Genomic DNA, 24,314 nt, shown 5'->3' with positions numbered 1-24,314 from the left:
GCCCCACCGTCAGGGCCCGCCGTCACGCTCCAGCCGGGCGGCCGGCCCCTGCCCCTGTGCAATGGCCCACTCGGCATCGCTGTCGTCCTTGAGCGCCACGCCGGTCGCGCCCAGCCGGGCGGCCTGCCGCATCAGCCAGGCCAGCTTGAAGGCCGCCGCGGCATATCCCAGCCCCTCCGTGCGCACGTTGGAGATGCAGTTGCGCTCCGCGTCGCTGCGGCCGCGCCGGGGGGCCTGCGTGAGGTAGATGCCCAGGCTGTCGGGTGAGCTCAGGCCGGGCCGCTCGCCGATCAGCATGGCGCTCAGGCCCGCGCCCAGCAGTTCGCCCACCTCGTCGGCCACCGCCACGCGGGCCTGGCGCACCACCACCACCGGCGCCAGGGTGGCTTGCGGCGGCAGCAGCGGAGCCAGCGCCTGCAGCAGCGGCACCGCATGGCGCTGCACGGCGAGCGACGAGAGGCCGTCGCCCACCACCACGCACAGCGTGGGTTTCGGCGTGCCGGCCTGGGCGGCATTCGCGGCATGCGCCTGCAGCGCCAGGGCGTCTTCCGGGTGCAGCTGGCGGCCCAGGTCGGGGCGGCGCAGGTAGGTGGTGCGGTCTTCGGCGCGGCTGCGGGCCTGCAGCACTTCGTGGCCGGCATCGCGCAGCGCGGCGGCCAGGGCCTCTGCGTCCAGCGGCGCATGGATGGCGTCGCGCGCCATGGCGTGCGCCCAGCCGAAGCGCAGTGCCTCGTCGGTGGGAATGGCGGCACCGGCGCGGCCGAGCGCGATGCGTGCCGGGGTGGCCCGGCGCCAGCTTTGCCAGGGCATGGCGGTGACCGCAGAAGCGGAGGGGGGCGAGCCTGCGGCCGCCGGCAGGGGTGCAGGCGCTGCATCGGCGGTGCGGTCGTCGCGGCGGGAGTCTTCCATGTCGATCCGTGCGTGTCGGTGCGTGTCGGTGCGGCCGGGGTCGGTTGGAGCCGGTCAGCGCGCCTGCGTGCCCAACACGCTCGCCAGCGCCAGCGGCGCGGCGCCATCGCGCAGCCGGCCCTGGGCCGTGGTCAGGCCCTGGCGCTGCAGCCAGGCCTCGAATTCGGGCGCGCGCTGCAGGCCCAGCGTGTCGCGCAGAAAGAGCGCGTCGTGGAACGAGGTGCTCTGGTAGTTCAGCATGATGTCGTCCGCCCCCGGCACGCCGATGAGGAAGTTCAGCCCGGCGGTGGCCAGCAGCACCAGCAGCGTGTCCATGTCGTCCTGGTCGGCCTCGGCATGGTTGGTGTAGCAGATGTCGCAGCCCATCGGCAGACCCATCAGCTTGCCGCAGAAATGGTCTTCCAGCCCGGCGCGGATGATCTGCTTGCCGTCGTAGAGGTATTCGGGGCCGATGAAGCCCACCACCGTGTTCACCAGCAGCGGGTGGTAGCGGCGCGCCAGCGCATAGGCGCGGACCTCGCAGGTCTGCTGGTCCACGCCGTGGTGGCCGCCGGCCGACAGGGCGCTGCCCTGGCCGGTCTCGAAGTACATCACGTTGTCGCCCACGGTGCCGCGCCGCAGCTGCAGGGCGGCGTCGTAGGCCTCGTCCAGCACGGAAATGCTCACACCGAAGCCGCTGTTGGTCTTCTCGGTGCCGCCGATGGACTGGAACACCAGGTCCACCGGTACGCCCGCGTTCATCAGCTGCAGCGTGTTGGTGACGTGGGTCAGCACGCAGGCCTGGGTGGGGATCTCCAGGCCCTGGATCAGCGCGTCGAACATGCGGCACAGGCCTTCCAGCGTGGCCATGCTGTCGGACACCGGGTTGATGCCGATCACCGCGTCGCCCGCGCCCAGCATGAGCCCGTCCAGCACCGAGGCGGCCACGCCGCGCAGGTCGTCGGTGGGGTGGTTGGGCTGCAGCCGCACGGCGATGCGGCCGGCCAGCCCCAGCGTGTTGCGAAAGCGCGTGACCACGCGGCACTTGCGCGCCACGGCGATCAGGTCCTGGTTGCGCATGAGCTTGCTCACCGCCGACACCATCTCGGGGGTAAGGCCGGGCGCCAGCGCCGCCAGCGCCTCGGGCGTCGCCGCGTCGCCCAGCAGCCAGTTGCGCCATTCGCCCACCGTCATGTGGCGGATGGGCGCGAAGGCGGCGGCGTCGTGGCCGTCGATGACGAGGCGGGTGATGGCGTCGTCTTCATAGGGCACCAATGCCTCGTTCAAAAAGGTGGAAAGCGGCAAGTCGGCCAGCACGTGGCGCGCCGCCATGCGCTGCTGCGCGGTGGCCGCGCCCACGCCGGCCAGGTAGTCGCCCGAGCGCGCCGGGCTGGCATGCGCCATCACCTGTCGCAGGTCGTCGAAGGCATGGCCCTGGCCGCCCAGGGTGGCGTGGTAGCGCATGGCGCAAGCTCCTTCCTTCAGCGGGTGGATGCATCCAGCAGGGCGTCGGGCGCGGCCTCGGCGCGGCGGCTGGCGGTCGCAGCGTAATACACCCAGGCCAGCGCCATCAGTGCGAGAAACACCGCTGCCAGCACGGTGTTGAACCACACCATGGCGATCAGGCACACCACGCCCAGCGCCAGCGCCAGCGCCAGCACGGGGAAGAACGGATAGAGCGGCGCGCGGTACGGCCGGTGCATGCCGGGCTCGGTGCGGCGCAGGCGCAGCAGCGCGGCCATGGAGACGATGTACATCACGATGGCGCCGAAGACCGCCATGGTCACGATGTTGGCGGTGAGCGTCTGGCCGCCGAACTGCACCCATTCGTCGCTGAAGATCGCCAGCACGCCCACCACGCCGCCCGCCAGCAGGGCGCGGTGCGGCGTGTTGAAGCGGGGGCTGAGCTCGGCGAAGGCGCGGGGCAGGTAGCCGGCGCGGGCCAGCGCGAAGATCTGGCGCGAATAGCCCATGATGATCCCGTGGAACGAGGCCACCAGCCCGAAGAGGCCGATCCAGACCATCATGTGCAGCCAGCCGCTGTCCGCGCCCAGCAGCGCCTTCATGGCCTGGGGCAGCGGGTCGTTGATGTTGGAGAGCGTGCGCCAGTCGGTCACGCCGCCGGCCATGATCATCACCCCGAAGGCCAGCGTCACCAGCGTCAGGATGCCGGCGATGTAGGCGCGCGGAATGGTGCGCTGCGGGTCGCGGGCTTCCTCGGCGGCCATGGCCGCGCCTTCGATCGCCAGGAAGAACCAGATCGCGAACGGGATGGACGCGAAGATGCCCGCCACGGTGGCGCCGCTGAAGGTGTCGCTGCCGGCCCAGCCCAGATGGGCGAACTGCGCCCACGACCAGCCGGGGCTGACCACGCCCATGAACACCAGCAGCTCGAAGATGGCCAGCAGCGTGACGATCAGCTCGAACGTGGCCGCGATGCCCACGCCCACCCAGTTCAGCGCGATGAACACGGCGTAGGCGCCCAGGGCGATGGTCTTGGCGTTGATGGCCGGGAACTGCACGTTCAGGTAGGCGCCGATGGCCAGCGCGATGGCCGGCGGCGCGAAGACGAATTCCACCAGCGTGGCATAGCCCGCCACGAACCCGCCCGCCGGCCCGAAGGCGCGGCGCGCATAGGCGAAGGGGCCGCCCGCGTGCGGAATGGCCGTGGTCAGCTCGGTGAAGCTGAAGATGAAGCTGGTGTACATGGCGGCCACCAGCACCGTGGCGACCAGGAAGCCCAGCGTGCCGGCGCTGGCCCAGCCGTAGCTCCAGCCGAAGTATTCGCCCGAGATCACCAGCCCGACGGCGATGCCCCAGAGCTGGAAGCTGCCCAGCACCTTCTTCAGGTGCGGCGCGTGGGTGCCTGGGGTCGTTGAAGTTGCCTGTCTTTGCATGGGGTGGGCCTTGGCTTTGGGGATGGTGGCGACGAAAGGAACGGCAGGCCCATTGCACCCATGCCAGGCCTGCCCTGCCTATCCCGATTGGGCAAAGCGTCGCCCGGCGGCGTTTTTTTCCGATCCGGGATAGGGCGCCAGGGTTTTCGCGCACTGGCTGGCGTCTTTCTTGCATCAAATTCGGCAATCCACCGCCCGAACGCTCCACGACATGGCCGCCGCGCTTTCCGCCCCCTCCGCCCTGGTGCCCTCCGGCCCCCTGCGCTGGCGGACGCGCGCCAGCGAAGACGTGAACGAACATGCCGACCAGCTCTCCGACTGGTCGCAGGAATACGACCAGCTGCGCGGCGGCCGCTTCGCCGGGCGGGTGCGCGAGTTGTGGCTGAGCGGCCCGCGCCTGCAGGTCTTCCACGAATACACCTCCCAGCCCACCAGCCAGCAATGCGCGCCGTGGCCGGGGTCGGTCTGGTTCGGCCTGCCCGACATGCGCTGCGCCCGGCCCCTGCATTTCTGCGGCGGCGAGCGGCGCACCGACGCGCAGCGCTTCGTCCTGCGGGCGCGCGCCAGCGACGGCTTCACGCTGCTCACGCCGGAAGACTTCGGCATCTACGGCGTGGTCATGGACCAGGAATGGCTGCGTGCCCAGGCCGACGCCCTGGGGCTGCGCGGCGCGGCAGCCCTGTGGGCGAGCCCGGCGCATGCCGTGCCGCTGGCGGGGCGCGCTCACGCCGCCCTGTGCGGCACGATCGAGGCGCTGCTGGGCCTTGACGCCGGCCCGGAACCCGCCAGCCTGGCGCAGCACGAGGCCCTGACGCGGCAACTGCTGCGCCTGCTGTGCAGCGAACCCGCCGCTGCGGACCGAGGCAGGCAGAGCCCGCCCAGCGCGGCCCAGCGCCGCTTCACGCTGGTGATGGCCGCGCGTGCCTGGGCCAGCCAGCCGTGCCGGGGGGACGAGGCCCGCGATGTGCCGGCGCTGTGCCAGCAGCTGCACGTCACCCGGCGCACGCTGCAGAACCACTTCCATGCGGTGCTGGGCCAGTCGCCCGCCGACTTCCTGAAGGCCGTGCGGCTCAACGCCTGCCGGCGGGCGCTGCGCTCGGCCGCGCCGGGCGACACCGTGCAGGACACGGCCGCGCGCTGGGGCTTCTTCCACATGGGCCATTTCTCGCAGGACTACAAATCCCTCTTCGGCGAAGCGCCTTCGCAGACCCTGCGCCAGCGCGCGGGGCAGAGTCGGTAGCACAATCGTCCGTCTGGCGCGGCGGTTGTCCGCACCCGGTTGCCGGGGCCGCCGGCGCCGCCCGTCCTCCGCACGAAAGAAGAGCCGCCCATGAACGCCCGCATCCCCGCCTCCGCCTTCCAGCCCGACCAGGCCCTGTCGCAACTCAGCCAGCGCTGGGACGAAGGCATCCTGCCGCAGCTGACCGACTACATCGCCATCCCCGCCAAGTCGCCCGGCTTCGCGCCCGACTGGGAGCAGCTGGGCCTGCTCGACCGCGTGCTGCGCAACGCCGCCGAATGGGCCCTGGCGCAGAAGGTGCCGGGCCTGAAACTCGAGATCGTGCGCATGCCCGGCCGCACGCCGGTGCTGTTCTTCGAGGTGGACGGCACCCAGCCGCAGGCCGCCAGCGGCCCCACCGTGCTGATGTACGGCCACCTCGACAAGCAGCCCGAGTTCGACGGCTGGCGCGCCGACCTGGGCCCCTGGACGCCCAAGTACGAGGACGGCAAGCTCTACGGGCGGGGCAGCGCGGACGACGGCTACGCCGTCTATGCCAGCATCGCCGCGGTGCAGGAATTGAAGCGCCAGAACGTGCCCCATCCGCGCATCGTCGGCCTGATCGAGACCTGCGAGGAAAGCGGCTCGCGCGACCTGCTGCCCTACATCGAACAGCTGCGCCCGCGTCTGGGCGACGTGGCGCTGGTGATCTGCCTCGATTCCGGCGCCGGCAACTACGACCAGCTCTGGCTCACCACCAGCCTGCGCGGCATGGCCAGCGGCACGCTGAAGGTGGAGATCCTCACCGAAGGCGTGCATTCAGGCGACGCCTCGGGCCTGGTGCCCTCGTCGTTCCGCATCATGCGGCAGGTGCTCGACCGGCTGGAGGACTCCGCCACCGGCCGCCTGCTGCCCGCCAGCTTCCACTGCACCGTGCCCGCCGAGCGGCTGGCGCAGGCCCGCGCCACCGCCGCCATCCTGGGCGACGAGATCTACCGGCGCTTCCCGTGGGCGCACTACGACTGCGGCGGCTCCACCACCTTCGCGCTGCCCACCACCACCGAGCCGGTCGAGGCGCTGCTCAAGCGCACCTGGGAGCCCACGCTCAGCGTCACCGGCGCCGAAGGCTTCCCGGCGCTGCAGGACGCCGGCAACGTGCTGCGGCCCTACACCGCCTTCAAGCTCAGCCTGCGCCTGCCGCCGCTGGTGGACGCCGCCCGCTGCGTGCAGGAGATGAAGGCGCTCCTGGAAGACAGCGCGCCCTACCAGGCGAAGGTCACGTTCGACTCGGCCGGCGCCGCCACCGGCTGGAACGCGCCCGACACCGCCCCCTGGTTCGAGGACGCGCTGAACGCCGCCAGCCGGGCGCAGTTCGGCGCATCGTGCGGCTACATCGGCCAGGGCGGCACCATTCCGCTGATGAACCTGCTGAGCCAGGGCTTCCCCAAGGCGCAGATGATGGTCTGCGGCGTGCTAGGCCCCAAGAGCAACGCGCACGGGCCCAACGAGTTCCTGCACGTGCCCTACGCCAAGAAGCTCACCGCCGCCGTGGCGCAGGTCATCGCCAGCCTGCCGCCCGCAGGAGCGGCCGACGCCGAGGCCCCGGCCGCCGCCGCTGCCTGACGCGTGTGCCGTCCGCCGCCATGCCCGAGCCCGCGCCCGCCACGCTGAGCCCCTATACGGCCAGCGACGGCGAAAACCTCGCCGTGCAGGACTGGCCGGTGCAGGGCGGCGCGAGGCGCGGCACCGTGCTGCTGGTGCACGGCCTGGGTGAACATGCCGGCCGGTATGACGCGCTGGCGCGCCGGCTCAACGGCTGGGGCTTCGCCGTTCGGGGCTATGACCAGTATGGCCATGGCGAATCGGCGGGCCCGCGCGGCGGACTCACATCGGACACCCGCCTGCTGGACGACCTGGCCGATCTGGTCCAGGCCACCCGCGCCCGCCTGCCCGCCGGCCAGCCCCTGGTGCTGCTGGGCCACAGCCTGGGCGGGCTGGTGGCAGCGCGTTTCGTGGCGGAATCGTCAGCGAAAGGGTGGCCGCCCGTCGATGCCCTGGTGTTGTCGTCGCCCGCGCTGGATGCCGGCCTGAACCGGCTGCAGCGCCTGCTGCTGGCCACGCTGCCGCGCATCGCGCCCGACCTGCGCGTCGGCAACGGGCTCGACGTGGACGCGCTCTCGCACGACCCGGCCGTGGCCGCCGCCTACCGCGCCGACCCGCTCTGCCACGACCGCATCAGCGCCCGGCTGGCCCGCTTCATCGCCGAGAGCGGCCCGGCCGTACGGGCCCGCGCAGCCGACTGGCCCGTGCCCACGCTGCTGCTCTGGGCCGGACGGGACCGGCTGGTGCGCCCGGCCGGCAGCGCTGCCTTCGCCGCCGCCGCCGCCCCGTCGGGCCGGGTGCAGGCGCAGTGCTTCGAGGCGCTGTTCCACGAGATCTTCAACGAGCGGGATGCCGGTCCGGTCTTCCAGCGGCTGGAGGAATGGCTGGCGGCCCGCTGCCCTGCCTGAGCGCGGCCAGCGCCGCCTTGCGCCAGCCCCAGCCCCAGCCCCAGCATTCGGCGTCCGGGCCGCCTCAAAAGCCGCGGGGGTGGCGGCGGCTGATGACGCAGGCGCCCAAGGCCACCAAGGCTGCGAGCGCGGCCAGTGCGGCAGCGCTCAGCGTCGGTACCGCTTTCCGGGTTTCTGCCGGCGGCACAGCACTGGCCGGGGTGAACGCCACCGCGCTGTCGCTCGTCGTCACGGAGGCGCCCGTTGCATCAGCCCGCGTGTCGTCCCGGCCGGTGACGTTGGCGCTGTTGCTGACGGTGCCTGCCTGCACATCCGCGTCCGTGATGGTGTAGCTTGCAGTGCAGGTGGTCGTGCGGTTGGCGGGCAGGGGGTTCACAGGGCAGTCGATCGCAGAAAGACCGGGCAAGGGGTCTGCCAGGCTCAGGGTCCAGGGGACGCCGCCTCCGTTCGTGATCAGAAAGCTGTAGGCGACACTTTGCCCGGCGCTGGGCGTGTCGGGCACGGTCACCGACTTGACGATGCTCAGATCGAACGGGTCCTGGATCGCCACCTGCACCAGATCCGTCGCCACGGTGGCTGTTCCGACCGTATGGGGGCAATTGGCCGCCCCTTGGTGGGAGACGATGTTCCAGCCGTTGGTGTAGCTGGAAATGGCTCCGATGACCGAACGGCGCTGCAGGTCGGTGCTGCAGCCTGCGGCGGTGTTGGCGCCGCTGCCGAGGGCCGGAAGCCGGGGTGTGCCGCCGAACGTCGTCGTCGTCGAGGCGACGGCGTTGCTGTCCAGATCCATCACGGACACGGTGTATTCCCCGGGCCTTGCCAAGTACGCGACTGCGGGAACGCCTACCGTGGTCAGATCGACGAGGACCTTGGAATTGTCATCGGTGACCGACATGCTGCACCGTGCGGTCGCCGTTCTGGGTTCGACGATGAAATACGCCGCCTGGGTGACCGGATCGGTGTCCATGAAGGATTCATGGCAGTTGCCGGCGATATTGTCCGAGGTGAATCGCCCCGTTGCGGCGGGCACCGTTGCCAGGGTGCCCGTCGACCCCGTGATGGTCGTGGCCGCCTGCGCTGGCAGCACGCACCATGCCAGGGCGAAGGAGAGGATCATCTGCCAGCGGCGGGTGGACAGGATATCGCGGCCTGAAACCTTGTGCCCGCTGAAATGGAATGGCATGTGATTTTCCTGGATGCGCATGGGTTAATCGGGGTTGCATCCTAATTCGCCCATTTACAGATTGTTCCGTTTTGCCGTGCGTTTGAAGATTGTTAACCTTTGCAATGCGAGTGGAAGGTATTGCGCTGCAAATCCTGGCCCCAGCCCGAGGCGCGCGGGATGGCGCCGTATGCCCCTGCTTTTATCGGGTAGGCCGTTCTAGAGCCTTCGATCCGGCAGCAGAACTGCGTGTCGAGGCTGATTCGCAGCTGAAGCGTGAAACTTCCCAATGGACGCATCACGCAAATGCCTGGGAATGCGGCTTCTGAGTCCGCCGATCTCCGATTTCAAGTTATGTTGCGCCGGCCAGTGGGAGGTGCTATTTCAGGCGGGGAGGGCGTGTGCAGATTGCCCGGGGGAACGGCTCCCCGTTCAGTATTTTTAATTAGTCGATGGCCGCGCAACTCACAGCCCGAATATCAGGGCCGGTATTTACCCATTCGGGGTCAGACGCTTGGCGGCACGGCGGATCAAACCAGTCGATCTCGCACCTTGTCCGCTTTGGTCTCCACCGGGTTCGCCGTGAGCGACTGCGCCGCGAAGGCGCGCATGAATTCACCCGCCTTGGCGACGGGCGCGGCGAGCCAGGCGGCGTGGGTGCCCTCGCTCAGGATGGCGGGCATGCGCTTTTCACTGCCGGGCTGGCCGTAGCGGTGCAGCAGCGCGTGGCTGTTGGCGTTGACGGTGAGCAGGGTGAAGCTCAGCAGCGTGTCGCCGTCCGGCCCCGTCCACCGCGCCCAGAGGCCCGCCACGCCCAGCGTGGCGCCGTCGATGCGGGCGATGCGCGTGGCGACCGGCTTGCCGCTGCGCAGGTCGTCCACGTAGAACGCCTGCATGGGCACGATGCAGCGCTGCCCTTGCAGCCAGGCGTCGCGGAAGGGGGTGGACGTGGTGACGGTTTCGGAGCGGGCGTTGACCAGCTTGGGCGCGCGCAGCCGGCCGTCGGAGGCGGACTTGACCCAGTGCGGCACCAGGCCCCACTGCACCTGCAGCAGTTCGCGTTCGCGCTCGCGCTCTGGCGTGGCGGTGTCGCCAGCGGTGGCGGCCAGGCCGGCCGATTCGGCCGCTGCACCTTCCATGGCCGCCTGCGGGGCCAGGCGGATCATGTAGCCCGGCTTGCGCGGCTTGATGCGGCGCTCGCCCAGCTCGGCGGGGGCGGGCACCTTGAAGACGTCGGGGTAGGCGTCGGGGGTGGTGAGGGCGTCGTAGCGGATCGTCATGCGACGGATGGTACCCGCCAGACGCTCCGGCCCAGGCAAAAAGTGCCTCTGCCGCTTGTTGGATCAGCGCCTGCAGCTATCGAATCGATAGCAATCGGGCAATCGGGCAATCGGGCAGTCGTGCGGCAGGGCGCATGCGCTCACGTCATCCAGGCCACCCGGTTGCGGCCCGCCGCCTTGGCGCTGTAGAGCGCGCGGTCGGCCCGCTCCAGGGCTTCTTCCAGCGCCTCGCCCGGGCGCAGGCAGGTCACGCCGATCGACACCGTCATCTGCAGCGGCGGGCTGCCCGGGCGTTCCAGCCGCTGGGCCGCGACCGCGTGGCGCACGCGCTCCAGCAGGTCATCGGCCGGCGCCAGCGGGGTGTTGCACAGCAGCAATATGAATTCCTCTCCGCCCCAGCGGGCCAGCACGTCGCTCGCCCGCACGCTGGCGCGCACGGTGCGGGCGAACACCTGCAGCGCCCGGTCGCCCATGGCGTGGCCGTGGGTGTCGTTGACGGTCTTGAAATGGTCGATGTCCAGCTGCGCCACCAGCAACGGCTGGCCGGAGCGCTGCGCGCGCAGCACTTCCAGGCGCAGCACCTCCAGCATGTAGCGGCGGTTGGGCAGGCCGGTCAGCTCGTCGTGCGTGGCCAGCTTGCGCACCTGCTCGACGGCCTGGGCCAGCTCGTAGCGCTGGCGGCGCAGGTGCTCCCGCGTGGCCTGCACCCGCCGGGTGAGGAAGGTGGAGCTGAGCAGCACCACCACGATCATCACCGCGTAGGCCAGCGACAGCGCCTGCGAATGGCCCGGCTCGCTGCGCCATTCGACCACCGCGCCGGCAATGCCGAACATGACCAGCGCGTAGACCATCACGCCGATCATCTGGCGCGGGGTGAGCCCGAACATGCCGAACATCATCACCACCGCGAGGATGGGCAGCGCAATGCCGCGCGCCGGCCCGGCGATGACGTAGGCCACCGCGTTGCAGGCGATGGCGTAGAGGATCTGCGCATGGGTGAGCGACGGGTCGGGGAAGCGCAGCGAATAGCCGCTGCGGATCAGCGCATACACGATCAGCAGGCCGGCCACGCACATCACCGTCCAGGCATTCACCAGCCGCGCATCCGCCAGCCCGACCGCCGCCACGATGTGCATGGACAGCATGCAGCAGAGCATCAGCAGCGCCGCCAGGCCGGCCATGGTCAGCCGCTGGCGCTGGCGCCGGTCGTCGGTCAGCACCCAGTCGTGCAGGCGCTGCCGAAAGCTCCGGTGTCGGGGGGATGCATGCCCGCTGGCCAGCGCACAGTCTTCGCCATGGTGCTGGTCCTGGGCCTGGCCGGGGTGCCAGGCGGCGGGCGAATCGGCCTCGTGCAAGCAGCGTCCTTTCATCAGAATGTGGGCCTCGGCGGGGCTGCTGCATCGGGGGGGCCGTGGGGCGCATTCTAGGTTCGGCGACGCCGCGGCGTCAGCCCCGCCCACGCAGAGCAAACCCTGCTTCCCGCCGCATTCCGCCAAGTGCCGCTCTCAGGTGTCGCCGGTCCGCACCTGTGGACGATGGGCGGCGAGTGGGCGGCAGTAGAGCGCAGGCTGCGGGGGGTAGTCGGCAACATCGTGGCGGGCCTGCGCGGGCCACCGCGTAGGTGAATGCCGGCAGTCAGCGGCGTGCCGCCAGCCGGTATCACGCCCTGGTCCGGCCCGTGCGTGGGGCCCCGGCGTCAGCGCCTCCGCTGGCTGCCGCCGGGCGGCGCGGCGTCGCGCTCGTGCGGGGGGGCCGGGGTCGGGGCCGGTCAGCCGAACACCAGTTGCGCCAGGGCCGCCACCGACGCTGTTTCGGCCCGCAGCACGCGCGCGCCCAGGCTGGCGGGCAGGAAGCCGGCGGCGAGCGCGGCATCTTCCTCCTGCGATGTCAAACCGCCCTCGGGGCCATGCAGCACCCACACGGGCGCGTCTCCCGTGCCAGCGGCGTCCCGCAACGGCCTCGTGCCCGGGCGCAGCGACAGCACCAGCCGCGCTGCCGGCCCAGCCCCGGTGGCGCCCTGCGCGCCGCGCAGCGCGTCGGCCAATGGCAGGGGCGGATGCACCAGCGGCACGCGGTTGCGGCCGCATTGCTCGCAGGCGGCCACGGCGATCGCCTGCCAGTGCGCCTGGCGCTTGGTGGCGCGCTCGCCCGAGAGCTTGAGCACGCTGCGGGCGGCGGCCACGGGCTGGATGCTGGCGGCGCCCAGTTCGGTCGCCTTCTCGACCAGCCAGTCCATGCGCTCGTTGGCGGGCATGCCCACCAGCAGATGCACCGGGCGCGCCGCCTCCCGCTCGACGGGGTCGTGCGCGCCCACTTCCACCTCGACGTCGGAGCGCCCCATGCGCGTCACCGTGGCGGCGTGCTCGCCGCCGCGCCCGTCGAACAGGGTGATGGCGTCGCCCGGCTGCAGTCGCAGCACCTGCACATGGCGGGCAGCGGTGGGGGGCAGCGCGATGGCGGCGCCAGGCGCCAGCGGCAAGGGGCAGTGGAAACGAGGCATTACTATTGATTTGATAGCTGCATGCGATGATAAATAGAGCGCTGGCGGCCGATTTGGCTGTGATTCTGGATGTGCCGACGCTCAGACCCGGCCGAAGGCGTAGCCCGTGGGGGTGTGCATGCCTTCGATGTGGTCGATCACCTTGAGCAGCGGCCCCAGCTCGCGGTAGCGGTCGGCCGTCGAGCGGATGTAGCCGATGAACCGGGGCGCGTCGGCCAGGTAGCGCGGCTTGCCGTCGCGCAGGGTCAGGCGCGCGAAGATGCCGGCCACCTTCAGGTGGCGCTGCAGGCCCATCCATTCCACGCCGCGGTAGAACTCGCCGAAGTCGTCGCCCCAGCCGCTGGCGCTGCCCGCGCCCAGCAGGCCGGCACGGCGCGCCTTCTCCCAGTAACGCACGGTAATGTCGATGACGAATTCCTCGTCCCAGGAGATGAAGGCGTCGCGCAGCAGGCTGGCGACGTCGTAGGTGATGGGGCCGTAGACCGCGTCCTGGAAGTCGAGCACGCCGAGCGGTGCGCGATCGCCATCGGGGTGGGCCATCAGGTTGCGGGTCATGAAGTCGCGGTGCACGAACACCTGCGGGGCCGAAAGGTTCTCCCGCACGATGGCATCGAACGCGCGCTGGAGCGTGGCCTGCTGCGTGTCGTCCAGCACCACGCCGCCGCGGTGGCGCGCCACGTACCAGTCGGGGAAGAGGGCCAGCTCACGGCGCAGCAGCGGCTCGTCGTAGGCCGGCAGCACGCCGGGCCGGGAAGCCAGCTGCCACTGCAGCAGCGTGTCGGCCGCCTGCATGTACCAGGCGTGGGCAGCGTCCGGCCGGGCCGGGTCCAGCCGCTCGATCACCGTCTGGTGCCCCAGGTCGCTCAGCAGCATGAAACCATGCGCCTCGTCCCAGGCCAGGATGTCCGGCACGCGCATGCCCGCGGCCTGCATCAGCCCCTGCACGTGGGCGAAAGGGCGGCAGTCTTCCTTGTCCGGCGGAGCGTCCATGACGATGCAGCTGCCGCCGCCAGCGCGGTCCAGCCGCAGGTAGCGGCGAAAGCTGGCATCGGCGGAGGCAGGGCGCAGCGTCTGCGGCAGCACGCCGTGCGCGGCGGCCAGGGGCGCCAGCCAGGCGTCGAAGGCGGCGTGGCGGGCCGGGTCGGCCCAGGCGACGGCGGCGGTGCCGGTGGCGGCGGCGGTGCCGGGTGCGGGCGCGGCCGCGCCCAGGGCTGGGGTAGAGGGTGGGTGGCTCATGGATAATCCGATTTTAGAACCCGGCCCGCCCCCCGCCGGGTGGCCCGCTGCGCCCGCGCCGCCCCGCCGAACGGCTGATTCCATGGACCGCCTCGCCTTGCCCGACCTGCTTTCACCGCCGACTTCCCTGCCGACCGCTGCCACTGCATCGCCGTCGCCTCTCAAGGCAGCGCGGCGGCGCCGCGCCGATGCGCCGCGCTTCGAGCGCCGCCGGTTGGCCCAGCTCGCCGCCTGGATGCTCTGCGGCGTGCCGCTCAGCGTGCTGGCGCAAATCGCCCCGGGCGATGGGGCGCCGCCAGCCGCACCGGCTGCGGCCCCCCTGCAGTCCGCCACCGACAGCCCCGCCGGCCCCGCACCGCAGCTGCGCAACAGCCCGGTGCTGCAGGAAACCATTCCCGAAGGCACGCGCAGCCAGCTGCCCACCTTCCTGATGGGCGACCAGCTGGTCGTTCAGCCCGACATCAAGGCCACGCTGGACGGCCACGCCGAACTGCGCCGCGCCGACACCGTCATCCGCGCCGACCGCATGGACTACGACATGCCGGAGGACCTGGCCACCGGCACCGGCAACGTGCGCATCAACAGTGCGGGCAACGTGTACCAGGGCTCGCAGCTGCAGCTGCGGGTCGACGCGTTCAATGGGTACTTCGACGACGTCAACTACCGGCTGCTGGCCAATTCCGCCCATGGCGAGGCCACGCGGGTGGACTTCATCGACCGCGACCGCACCGTGGTGCATGGCGGCAACTACACCACCTGCCAGCGCACCGACGAAGCCACCTGGCAGCCGGACTGGATCCTGCGGGCACGCACCATCCGGCTGGACAAGTCCGAGGACGTGGGCACCGCCGAGAACGCCGTGCTCGAATTCAAGGGCGTGCCGATCCTGCCCGTGCCGCGCATCAGCTTCCCGCTGTCCGACCGCCGCAAGTCCGGCCTGCTGCCGCCCACCATCGGCATCGACAGCGTGAGCGGCATCGAGTATTCGCAGCCTTACTACTGGAACATCGCGCCGAACCGCGACGCCACCATCACTCCCACCGTGCTGAGCAAGCGCGGCGTGAACCTGGCTGGCGAATTCCGCTACCTGGAGCCCACCTACAGCGGCGAGCTGTTCGGCGACTACCTGCCCGCCGACCGCCTGCGCGACCGCGACCGCTGGGCCTACGGCATCAAGCACCGCGGCACCATCGACAGCCCCATCGGCGGGCTGGGGCTGAACGTGAACCTGCGACGCGTGAGCGACGACCAGTACTGGCGCGACTTCAGCCTGCGCGGCGCGGGCGGCACCACCGCCGCCGATCGGCTGAACCAGCGCCTGCTGCCCGGCGAGGCCTCGCTGTCGTGGGCCGGCGGCGACCATTCGCTGAGTGCGCGCATCGTCAAGTGGCAGACGCTGCAGGACGTCGATTCGCCCATCCTGCCGCCCTATGACCGGCTGCCGCAGCTGCACTGGCGCTACTCGCCCGTGCAGCTGGCGGGCGGCTTCGACGCCAGCGTGGACGCCGACTACACCGACTTCCATGCCGACCGGGCGCTCACCGGACAGCCCAACGCACGGCGCAGCTATGCCATGGCGCAGATCAGCCGGCCCTTCCTGGCGCCGGCCGGCTTCATCACCCCGCGCGTGCAGCTGCACACGTCGCAGTATGAATTCGACGCGCCGCTCGCCAATGGCCAGCGCAGCTACCAGCGCACGCTGCCCACCTTCAGTCTGGACAGCGGCCTGGTGTTCGAACGCGACACCCAGTTCTTCGGCCGCAACTTCCTGCAGACGCTGGAGCCGCGCGCCTTCTACACCTACACGCCCTTCCGCGACCAGAGCATGCTGCCGGTGTACGACACCGCGCCCAACGACTTCAACTTCGCCTCCATCTACACGGAGAACGCATTCGGCGGCAACGACCGCCTGGCCGACAACAACCTGCTGACGCTGGGCGTCACCAGCCGCCTGCTCGACCCCGACACCGGCGCCGAGGTCGTGCGCGCCGGCATCGCCCAGCGCCTGCGCTTTTCCGACCAGGACGTGACCATGCCGGGCGGCACACCCGTGAGCGACCGGCTGTCGGACGTGCTGCTGGGTGCCGGCATCAACTGGACGCGGGAGTGGGCGCTCGATTCGCTGGTGCAGTACAACCCCAAGACCGGCCGCTCGCTGCGCACCACCGTGGGAGCGCGCTACATGCCGGGCAAGTACCGCACCCTCACCGCCGCATACCGCCTGCAGCGCGTGACCGACGTGATCACCGAACCCAGCGAACAGATGGACTTCGGCTGGCAGTGGCCGCTGGCCCTGCCCTGGGGCGGCAGCGTCAGCGCCGACCCGGCCGCCGGCCGCGACGGGGGCCGCTGGTACAGCGTGGGCCGGCTCAACTACAGCCTGAAGGACCGCCGCCTGGTGGACACCGTGGTGGGCGTGGAATACCAGGGCTGCTGCTGGATCGGCCGCGTGGTGCTGGAGCGCCTGCAGAACACGATCACCTCCGCCAACACGCGCCTGCTGTTCCAGATCGAGTTCTCCGGCTTCTCGCGCCTGTCGCTCGGCGCCAACCCGCTGACCAGCCTGCAGAAGAACGTGCCTGGCTACCAGGTGCTGCAACAGAACACCACGGTGCCCAGCCGCTTCTCCAACTACGATTGATGCCCCCGGTCCCGCACGCCGCGCGCTGGCGCCGGCGGGCCGATGGGAACCGCCTTCCCGCCTTCACACTCTGAACACGCCATGAAACAACGCGCCATCACCTTCGGCCTGGCCTGCCTGACCGCCGTGGCAGGCACCGTGCCACCGGCCGTCCAAGCGCAGGGCCTGCGGCCTTCTTCCGGCACCGGCCTGAGCGCCGGCTCCGCGGGTTCCGGCGCGGGCGGCTTTCCGCGCAGCACGCCGGCCGTCACCCTGCCGGCGCCGGGGGGCGGCGGCAACGCCGGCGCACTGCCGCGCCAGGCCGACTACATCGTGGCCGTGGTCAATTCCGAGCCCATCACCAACAACGAAGTGCGCACCCGCCAGGCCCGCATGGAGGCGCAGCTCGCCGCCCAGGGCGGCGAGCGGCCTTCGCAGGCGCGCATCGCCAAAGAGGTGATGGACCGCCTGGTGCTCGAGAAGATCCAGCTGCAGCTGGCGGCCGAGGGCGGCATCAAGGTGGACGATCTCGCCGTGACGCAGGCCGCGCAGTCGGTCGCGCGCCAGAACAACGTCAGCACCGACGAGATGTACCGCCGCCTGGCGCAGGACGGCATCAGCCGCGACCGCTTCATGCAGGAGCTGCGCAGCCAGCTGCTGATGCAGCGCCTGCGCGAGCGCGAGGTCGAATCCCGCGTCAAGGTGAGCGACCTGGAAATCGACCAGTACCTGCGGGACCAGCAAGGCAGCGCCGATCCGTCCAAGTTCGAGATCAACCTGGGCCACATCCTGGTGGTCGTGCCCGAAGGCTCCACTCCCGAGGTGGCGGAGCAGCGCCGGGCGCGCGCCCAGGCTGCGGCTGACCGCGTGCGGGCCGGCGAAGACTTCGCCAAGGTCGCGCGCGACGTGTCGGAAGCTCCGGAGGGCGCGACGGGCGGCGAGCTGGGCCTGCGCCCGGCCGACCGCTACCCCGAGCTGTTCCTCAACGCCACGGCCCGCACGGCGGTGGGCGGCGTCGTCGGGCCGGTGCGCTCGCCGGCCGGCTTCCACGTGCTCAAGGTGATCGAGAAGACGCGCCCTGGCGTGGCCGCCACGGCCATCCAGACGCACGCCCGCCACATCCTGCTGCGCGCCAGCCCGCAGCTGTCCGAGGCGGCCGCCGCAGAGCGCCTGGCCGACTACCGCAGCCGCATCCAGGCCGGCACCGCCGACTTCGCCACGCTGGCGCGCGAACATTCGCAGGACGGCAGCGCCAAGGAGGGCGGCGACCTGGGCTGGGCCGGCCCCGGCCGCTACGTGCCGGAATTCGAAGAGGCCCTCAACAACCTCAAGCCCGGCGAGATCAGCCAGCCGGTGGTGTCGCGCTTCGGCGTCCACCTGATCCAGCTGCTGGACCGTCGCGAAGCCAAGCTCACGCAGCGCGAACAGCGCGATGCAGTGCGCGACGTGGTGCGCGAGAAGAAGCTCGACGAAGCCTACGCCAACTGGCTGCAGGAGATCCGGGGCCGCGCCTACGTCGAATTCCGCGACCCTCCCCAATGAGCGGCGGCGGCAAACACATCGCGCGCAAGCGCTTCGGCCAGCATTTCCTGAGCGACGGCGGCATCATCGATGCCATCGTCCGCGCCATCGATCCGCGCCCCGGCCAGCCCATGGTGGAAATCGGCCCGGGCCTGGCGGCGCTCACCCAGCCGCTGGTCGAGCGCCTCGGGCGGCTCACCGTCATCGAGCTGGACCGCGACCTGGCCGTGCGCCTGCGTCAGCACGGCCAGCTGGACGTGATCGAATCCGACGTGCTGAAAGTGGACTTCGCGCAGGTGGCACAAGGGTTGGCTGCTCCGAAAATCAGAGTGGTGGGCAATCTGCCCTACAACATCTCCACGCCCATCCTGTTCCACTTGCTGGAGTCTGTGGATGTGATCGAAGACCAGCACTTCATGCTGCAAAAAGAGGTGATCGACCGCATGGTCGCATCGCCCGCCACCAACGACTACGGCCGCCTGTCGGTGATGCTGCAGTGGCGCTACGCCATGGAAGACGTGCTGTTCGTGCCGCCGGAAAGCTTCGACCCGCCCCCGCGCGTGGACAGCGCCGTCGTGCGCATGGTGCCCCGCGCCGAGCCCGCCCCGCTGGAGCCCAAGCTGCTGGAAGAACTGGTGCAGGTGGCCTTCAGCCAGCGCCGCAAGCTGCTGCGCCACACCCTGGGCCGCTGGCTGGAGGCACGCCAGTTCGCCGGCACCTTCGACACCCAGCGCCGCGCCGAGGAAGTGCCGGTCGCCGAATATGTGGCGCTGGCACAGGCGTGCTGCTGAGTGGGGCCTGAACGGAACACGTAGAACGTTGCTGCCGTTGCCTGCCAATCGCATCCGGGCAGAGGATTTGCCACTGAACCGGCATGCCTGAGCAAGCCATCCCATCAGAGGCAGCGGGGGAGCTGAACTGTACTTTGTTCACCTGACTCCGCAGCAAGATGCCGTCACTGCGCTCGAACCGACCACGGCCCGGGCCAGGGACACAGCGCAAGGGCCGCCCCGCCGCGCTGGTGTCGTCCCCCTTCCCGTAGCGCGAAGCGCGTGGAGAGAAGGGGGAAGGCGCGTAAGCGCCTCAGGGGGTAGTGCCGAATGCTACGCCGCCGCCAGCCAGTAGCCGGCGTTGAACGGACTGCTCATCCGCAGCGCCAGCGGAGAGACGTCCACCAGCTTGTCGGTGGGCATCTTCTCGCCCGTGGCGGGCTCGATCACGATACCGATGGCCGGTGCCGAGACTGCGGCGGTGTCGCTAGCCTCGCTGGCCCGTTCTGCCTGGCCGGTGGTTGCAGAACGGGCTACAGAAAAGAATAGAAACAGCGGAACGGGATCTTGCGGTCGCCCCAGTAGTCGGCGGCGTCGCGGAAGATGTCGAGCAGTTGTTCGCGCGCTTCCTTGTCGAACTTCACGGTGGCGGGAATCTGTTCCAGCACCACGATAAAGCCTGGCTGCGGGCCCGATTTGTGCAACGGGTCCGTCATGCAGTCGTACAGCGCGTCGAAGTTCTTGCCGAAGTGCGCCGGGAAGGTGAACTGCGCGGCAATCAGGTCGAGCACGTCCTGCTTGGTCTGTGCATGGGCCAGGTTGGCATACAGGAAATGCTGCCCCAGGGTGCTGGCGGCATTCTGCAGGTCCTGCACCCGGAAGGCCCGGATCGACTGCACGATATTGCCGCGCACACCGCGCAAGGGGTTGTCCTGGTCTCTACGAAGTGGCGTTTCCATCTCCGCGCTCTTTCATTCAGATGTCTACAAAAAAGAAGTTCCGCAAGACCGGTGGGAGGATCTGACGGAGGAAAAAATCCCATTCATCCACGCTCGGTGCGCCGTGGCGCAACCGTGAACGCCGGTGGGCGTTCATCGCCGAGTCATTCCGTCATTCCTTGATCTCACGGAAGCTCGCGTAGTGGTCGGCGGTATAGAAACAGGCGTCCGGCGTGCGGGGCGGGCCTCCGCAGACGATGCGCCTGGCGCCCCGATTGCGGGCACCCGGTGTCCTGACGGTGTATTCGCGGTAGTAACCGCGCCGGTTGGCGGGCAGCAAACGTTCCCGGTTGCCGAACACCGTTCCGTCCTTGTCATGGGGGAAGGGGCCGCCTTCACGGATCAGCGCGTAGGTGCTGCGGCCCTGCGGCGGCAATTCGGCCAGCGCGATCGGGGGAGAGACGGTGGCTTCGGGGGCATTGCGGGCCGATGCCGCCAGGGGCGACAGCGTCAACGCCAGGCCCAGTGCGCTTCCCCAAACTGCCTTGCAACTTGCTTTGTACGCCTGCAGGGCGACAGCCTTCAACATCAACGACACCTTTCAGAAACTACGGGTTAACCCGAAATTTCGAGCCGCAAGTGTGACGGAAAGGTGCCCAAAAAGCAAGCGCCTGCCCAAAGATTGGGCAGGCGCTCGGCGGTTCAAAGGTGGATAAAAGTTAGCGCTTGCTCGGCGGAAGGCGCTTATCGCGCCACGTTGGCGTCGGCCACGGTCAACGCCGTCATGTTGACGATGCGGCGCACGGTGGCGCTGGCCGTCAGCACGTGCACCGGTTCGGCCGCGCCCAGCAGCACCGGGCCGATGGCGATGCCGCCGCCGGCCGCCGTCTTCAGCAGGTTGTAGGAGATGTTGGCCGCGTCGATGTTGGGCAGCACCAGCAGGTTGGCGCTGCCGGCCAGCGTGCTGTGCGGCATGACCTGGGTGCGCAGCGCGGCATCCAGGGCCACGTCGCCGTGCATCTCGCCGTCCACTTCCAGCCAGGGGGCCTGCACGCGCAGCAGGTCCAGGGTCTGGCGCATCTTCACGGCGCTGGGCTGGTTGCTGGAGCCGAAGTTGGAATGCGACAGCAGCGCGGCCTTGGGCTTGATGCCGAAGCGCATCATTTCCTCGGCCGCCATCACGGTGATCTCCGCCAGCTGCTCGGCCGTGGGGTCGTAGTTGACGTGCGTGTCCACCAGGAACACCTGGCGGTCGGGCAGCAGCAGGCCGTTCATGCAGGCGTAGGTGTTCACGCCCGCGCGCTTGCCGATCACCTGGTCGATGTAGTTCAGGTGGTGCGCGGTGTGGCCCCAGGTGCCGCAGATCATGCCGTCCACTTCGCCCTTGTGCAGCAGCATGGCGGCGATCAGCGCCAGGCGGCGGCGCATCTCGATCTTGGCGATGGGCACGGTGATGCCCTTGCGCTCGGTCATGCGGTGGTAGGTCTGCCAGAAGTCGCGGTAGCGGTGGTCGTTCTCGACGTTCACCACGTCGTAGTCGACGCCTTCCTTCAGGCGCAGGCCGAACTTCTCGACGCGCTGGGCGATGATGGCGGGGCGGCCGATCAGCGTCGGGCGGGCGATCTTCTCGTCCACCACGATCTGCGCGGCGCGCAGCACGCGTTCTTCCTCGCCCTCGGCATAGGCCACGCGCTTCTTGGAAGCCAGCTTGGCGGCGCTGACGATGGGCTTCATCATCGTGCCGGAGGCATAGACGAAGGTCTGCAGGTGGTCGCGGTAGGCGTCCATGTCGGCGATCGGGCGCTGGGCCACGCCGCTGTCGGCGGCGGCCTGGGCCACCGCCGGCGCGATCTTGATCATCAGGCGCGGATCGAACGGCTTGGGGATCAGGTATTCGGGGCCGAAGGCCAGCGGCTCGCCCACGTAGGCGGCGGCCACCACTTCGCTCTGCTCGGCCTGGGCCAGCTCGGCGATGGCGTGCACCGCGGCGATCTCCATCTCCAGCGTGATGGTCGTCGCGCCGCAATCGAGCGCACCGCGGAAGATGTACGGGAAGCACAGGACGTTGTTGACCTGGTTCGGGTAGTCGGTGCGGCCGGTGGCCATCACCACGTCGCCGCGCACGGCATGGGCGTCCTCGGGGGTGATCTCGGGGTTGGGGTTGGCCAGCGCGAAGATGACGGGGCGCGCGGCCATCTTGGCCACCATGGCGGGCTTGAGCACGCCGCCGGCCGACAGGCCCAGGAACACGTCGGCGCCTTCGATGACCTCGCCCAGGGTGCGCAGGTCGGTCTTCTGGGCGAACTGGATCTTGTCCTCGTCCATTAGTTCGGTGCGGCCCTCATAGACCACGCCGGCCAGGTCGGTGACGAACACGTTCTCGCGCTTCAGGCCCACCTTCAGCAGCAGGTTCAGGCAGGCGAGGGCGGCAGCGCCCGCACCGGAGGCCACCAGGCGCACGGAGCCGATGTCCTTGTTCACCACCTTCAGGGCGTTGAGCATGGCGGCGGCCACCGTGATGGCGGTGCCGTGCTGGTCGTCGTGGAACACCGGAATGTTCAGGCGCTTGCGCAGCTCGCGCTCGACGTAGAAGCACTCGGGCGCCTTGATGTCTTCCAGGTTGATGGCGCCGAAGGTGGGCTCCAGCGCGGCAATGACCTCGACCAGCTTGGCCGGGTCCTTCTCGTTGATCTCGATGTCGAACACGTCGACGCCGGCGAACTTCTTGAACAGAACCGCCTTGCCTTCCATGACCGGCTTGGAGGCCAGCGCACCGATGTCGCCCAGGCCCAGCACGGCCGTGCCGTTGGAGATCACGCCCACCAGGTTGCCGCGCGAGGTGTAGCGGAAGGCGGCGGCGGGGTCCTTGACGATCTCCTCGCACGGAGCGGCCACGCCCGGCGAGTAGGCCAGCGCCAGATCGTGCTGGTTGACCATCTGCTTGGTGGCCGCGATGGCGATCTTTCCCGGCTTTGGAAACTCGTGGTATTCGAGGGCTGCTTGGCGCAGCAGGGCGCGTTTGTCTGGCGTGGCGCTGACCGGGGAGTTATCGGACATCAAGGGGTCTCCAGCTCTGTGAAAGTCTGCCAGACCGCGCCAACAGAGCGCTCCAGGGCGGGTCGGGGTCTTGGGGGAGTGCGATTGTAGTCAGCCCGCAGTAGAAACCCTGGTAAGTAATTCGTCTTAATCCAAGCGAAGCACCCCTGACCTCCAGACACCCACCGCCCCGCCAGCCGTTCAAGCCGGATCGAGCGGAAACACCGGCCGCCGCACGTTCCTGAACGGAAACTGCGCGTACCGGTACGCGCGCTAGCCACCATCTGGATTTTCTGGTGACCAAGTCGCCTGGCGCTGTTTAATGGCCTGTACAAAGTTAAGCTGCTTGTTACTGGTGTGGCCCAGAAGTCTTGGCGCTCGAGATGTTTTTTTCGGTGCTGGTGCAGGCAAACGACTCGTCGCCATCCTTGGCTTGCAGCTACGCCTAGACGAGTGGGCTGGTTGTACGGTGGCCGAGGGCGCTCGTCAGCCATCTTCAGGAACGGCAGGTAGGTCAGATGCTCCACGTAGTCGCCATGGCTCGTGCCGTCGTCGCGCAGCACGTTGCGGTAGTTCCAGGGCTTCTGGACGAGGGAGCGTTTCATGTGGGCGTGATAGGCGGCAAGGCGCCAAGCTTGGCTGCTACCCGTTCGCAGGCCGTAATCAGGTCGGTGACGAGTCGTGTATCGACTTCGAGCATGCCTTCGTACTCGCCCAGGTTGCGGGCGTCATGGCACTTGGACAGAACGCGCCACACCTCGGGGCCCAGGCCCAGCGTGTGGGGCAGCAGTTGAAAAACAATGAATCGGTTGGCCGAGCGGTAGCCATGCCAGCGCAACGCCGCGAGGCATAGCGCGTGCGCAGCGTTGTAGGCCAGGTCAAACCGGCTCTCAATCGCCAGGTCTGGCTTTTGGGCGTCTTGAAGGCGAGCCAGCCCCATGCGCTGCAGGCCGGCAAATTCATTCGCATCGGGCGACTCTGCGCGCAGGGCCTTGCCCGGCCCAGCCAGGTTGTCAAAGGGCGAGGTCATCCGGTCCTCCAATCAGCCAGACCTTGGGTTGCGCCATGACCCGCGACACAAAAGCGCCACCTTCCCGCAGCCGCTGGGCGAAGTCTTGTGGCGTAAAAATGTTGGGGTTGACCTCGCGCCCCAACTGCGCGCTCAAGTCTTGCAGCGCCAGAATGGCGTCGCCATAGGTCAGGGTGTCGCTCACCAGCAGCAGGTCAATATCGCTGCGTGCCGTATCTTGTTGCTTGGCGATGGAGCCATACACAAACGCCACCTTGATCTGTGCCGCCAGCGGCGCCAGCGTAGCGCGCAAGGGTTCGGCCATGCCCACTGTCTTGCGCACCAGGCTGCACAGCTCGTCGTAGATGGGCGAATCCGGGTTGGCTTGGTAGTGCTTCTGGTTGCCCACGGGTCTGACCTTGACCAGGCCAGTTTGGGCCAAGCGCGCCAACTCCCGCTGCACCGCTCCCGAGCCTACGCCTGCCAGGTTGATCAGCTCGGTGGCGTAGAAGCTGCGGTCCGGCTGCCCGAACAGCAGGCCCAGCACACGCTGCTGCGTGCCAGAAAACAGCGCACCAGCCAAGCTGGTGCGCTGTATTTTGACGGGGGGTGTTGACTGCGTGCCCATTTTGGGTATTTTAATGCCCAAAATGGGTTTTTAAGTCGAGTGAGTGGTGTAGAAATAGCGCGAAGGATATGAGTTGGAGTGAAAATGGCTCATACCTCCC

The 24,314-nt window shown here is 69.3% G+C and carries 19 protein-coding genes; 6 read left to right on the top strand and 13 right to left on the bottom strand.

The features are described 5' to 3' along the window. Positions 1-9 precede the first annotated feature (9 nt). From eutC to eat, 3 genes are read right to left on the bottom strand one after another with little or no spacing between them, the layout of a single operon-like run. Positions 10-909: an ethanolamine ammonia-lyase subunit EutC gene (gene eutC / locus ASF94_RS03550; RefSeq protein WP_056661643.1), complete on the bottom strand. Its 900-nt coding sequence runs from the start codon at positions 907-909 to the stop codon at positions 10-12. A 54-nt stretch (positions 910-963) separates the two neighbouring features. After that, positions 964-2,352 (bottom strand): ethanolamine ammonia-lyase subunit EutB, encoded by a 1,389-nt coding sequence (locus ASF94_RS03545; protein WP_056661640.1) that lies wholly within the window; start codon positions 2,350-2,352, stop codon positions 964-966. Positions 2,353-2,369: 17 nt separating this feature from the next. Next, positions 2,370-3,785 carry an ethanolamine permease gene (gene eat / locus ASF94_RS03540; protein WP_056661637.1) on the bottom strand — a complete coding sequence of 472 codons (1,416 nt, stop codon included), beginning with the start codon at positions 3,783-3,785 and terminating at the stop codon, positions 2,370-2,372. A gap of 211 nt (positions 3,786-3,996) precedes the next feature. Here eat and ASF94_RS03535 point away from each other — a divergent pair, with 211 nt between their 5' ends. The 3 genes from ASF94_RS03535 to ASF94_RS03525 all read left to right on the top strand — a co-directional run bounded on the left by ASF94_RS03535 (position 3,997) and on the right by ASF94_RS03525 (position 7,514). Then, positions 3,997-5,025: a helix-turn-helix domain-containing protein gene (locus ASF94_RS03535; protein ID WP_056661634.1), complete on the top strand. Its 1,029-nt coding sequence runs from the start codon at positions 3,997-3,999 to the stop codon at positions 5,023-5,025. Between the two features lie 90 nt (positions 5,026-5,115). Further along, positions 5,116-6,627, top strand: coding sequence for a M20 family metallopeptidase (locus ASF94_RS03530; protein ID WP_056661768.1), 1,512 nt, complete (start codon positions 5,116-5,118; stop codon positions 6,625-6,627). Positions 6,628-6,647: 20 nt separating this feature from the next. Further along, positions 6,648-7,514 (top strand): alpha/beta hydrolase, encoded by an 867-nt coding sequence (locus ASF94_RS03525; protein WP_056661631.1) that lies wholly within the window; start codon positions 6,648-6,650, stop codon positions 7,512-7,514. Positions 7,515-7,578: 64 nt separating this feature from the next. Here the strand turns inward: ASF94_RS03525 and ASF94_RS03520 are convergent, their stop codons facing one another. From ASF94_RS03520 to ASF94_RS03500, 5 genes are all read right to left on the bottom strand, one after another. Continuing rightward, positions 7,579-8,697, bottom strand: a complete 1,119-nt coding sequence (locus ASF94_RS03520; protein WP_235505247.1) for an IPTL-CTERM sorting domain-containing protein — start codon at positions 8,695-8,697, stop codon at positions 7,579-7,581. 509 nt (positions 8,698-9,206) lie between these two features. Continuing rightward, positions 9,207-9,956: an SOS response-associated peptidase gene (locus ASF94_RS03515; RefSeq protein WP_056661625.1), complete on the bottom strand. Its 750-nt coding sequence runs from the start codon at positions 9,954-9,956 to the stop codon at positions 9,207-9,209. A 140-nt stretch (positions 9,957-10,096) separates the two neighbouring features. Beyond that, the gene (locus ASF94_RS03510) at positions 10,097-11,326 is read right to left on the bottom strand and encodes a GGDEF domain-containing protein (protein WP_369818627.1); all 1,230 of its coding nucleotides are present in this window, start codon (positions 11,324-11,326) and stop codon (positions 10,097-10,099) included. Positions 11,327-11,724: 398 nt separating this feature from the next. Continuing rightward, on the bottom strand, positions 11,725-12,456 hold the full coding sequence (locus ASF94_RS03505; RefSeq protein ID WP_056661621.1) for a 16S rRNA (uracil(1498)-N(3))-methyltransferase: 732 nt from the start codon (positions 12,454-12,456) through the stop codon (positions 11,725-11,727). A gap of 81 nt (positions 12,457-12,537) precedes the next feature. Further along, on the bottom strand, positions 12,538-13,692 hold the full coding sequence (locus ASF94_RS03500; protein WP_056661618.1) for an aminoglycoside phosphotransferase family protein: 1,155 nt from the start codon (positions 13,690-13,692) through the stop codon (positions 12,538-12,540). Between the two features lie 82 nt (positions 13,693-13,774). Between ASF94_RS03500 and ASF94_RS03495 the strand changes: the two genes are divergently transcribed. From ASF94_RS03495 to rsmA, 3 genes are all read left to right on the top strand, one after another. Then, complete coding sequence (locus tag ASF94_RS03495) at positions 13,775-16,333, top strand: LPS-assembly protein LptD (RefSeq protein WP_056661617.1); 2,559 nt, start codon at positions 13,775-13,777, stop codon at positions 16,331-16,333. Positions 16,334-16,414: 81 nt separating this feature from the next. After that, positions 16,415-17,854 carry a peptidylprolyl isomerase gene (locus ASF94_RS03490; protein ID WP_056661615.1) on the top strand — a complete coding sequence of 480 codons (1,440 nt, stop codon included), beginning with the start codon at positions 16,415-16,417 and terminating at the stop codon, positions 17,852-17,854. Next, complete coding sequence (rsmA, locus tag ASF94_RS03485; RefSeq protein ID WP_056661612.1) at positions 17,851-18,624, top strand: 16S rRNA (adenine(1518)-N(6)/adenine(1519)-N(6))-dimethyltransferase RsmA; 774 nt, start codon at positions 17,851-17,853, stop codon at positions 18,622-18,624. The genes ASF94_RS03490 and rsmA overlap by 4 nt, the downstream gene beginning before the upstream one ends. 512 nt (positions 18,625-19,136) lie before the next feature. Here rsmA and ASF94_RS03480 read toward each other — a convergent pair. The 5 genes from ASF94_RS03480 to ASF94_RS03460 all read right to left on the bottom strand — a co-directional run bounded on the left by ASF94_RS03480 (position 19,137) and on the right by ASF94_RS03460 (position 24,214). After that, the gene (locus ASF94_RS03480) at positions 19,137-19,562 is read right to left on the bottom strand and encodes a barstar family protein (protein ID WP_056661609.1); all 426 of its coding nucleotides are present in this window, start codon (positions 19,560-19,562) and stop codon (positions 19,137-19,139) included. Positions 19,563-19,713: 151 nt separating this feature from the next. Then, on the bottom strand, positions 19,714-20,130 hold the full coding sequence (locus ASF94_RS03475) for a ribonuclease domain-containing protein (protein WP_056661606.1): 417 nt from the start codon (positions 20,128-20,130) through the stop codon (positions 19,714-19,716). Between the two features lie 155 nt (positions 20,131-20,285). Next, positions 20,286-22,598, bottom strand: a complete 2,313-nt coding sequence (locus tag ASF94_RS03470; protein ID WP_056661603.1) for an NADP-dependent malic enzyme — start codon at positions 22,596-22,598, stop codon at positions 20,286-20,288. A 580-nt stretch (positions 22,599-23,178) separates the two neighbouring features. Next, positions 23,179-23,607, bottom strand: a complete 429-nt coding sequence (locus ASF94_RS03465; RefSeq protein ID WP_056661601.1) for a hypothetical protein — start codon at positions 23,605-23,607, stop codon at positions 23,179-23,181. After that, positions 23,591-24,214 carry a hypothetical protein gene (locus ASF94_RS03460; protein WP_056661598.1) on the bottom strand — a complete coding sequence of 208 codons (624 nt, stop codon included), beginning with the start codon at positions 24,212-24,214 and terminating at the stop codon, positions 23,591-23,593. The genes ASF94_RS03465 and ASF94_RS03460 overlap by 17 nt, the downstream gene beginning before the upstream one ends. Positions 24,215-24,314: the final 100 nt, after the last annotated feature.

Source organism: Acidovorax sp. Leaf160 (genome assembly GCF_001424265.1).
Classification (GTDB): domain Bacteria; phylum Pseudomonadota; class Gammaproteobacteria; order Burkholderiales; family Burkholderiaceae_C; genus Paracidovorax.
The sequence above is the reverse complement of the archived record's forward strand: the minus strand, read 5'-3'. Positions and strand labels throughout refer to the sequence as shown.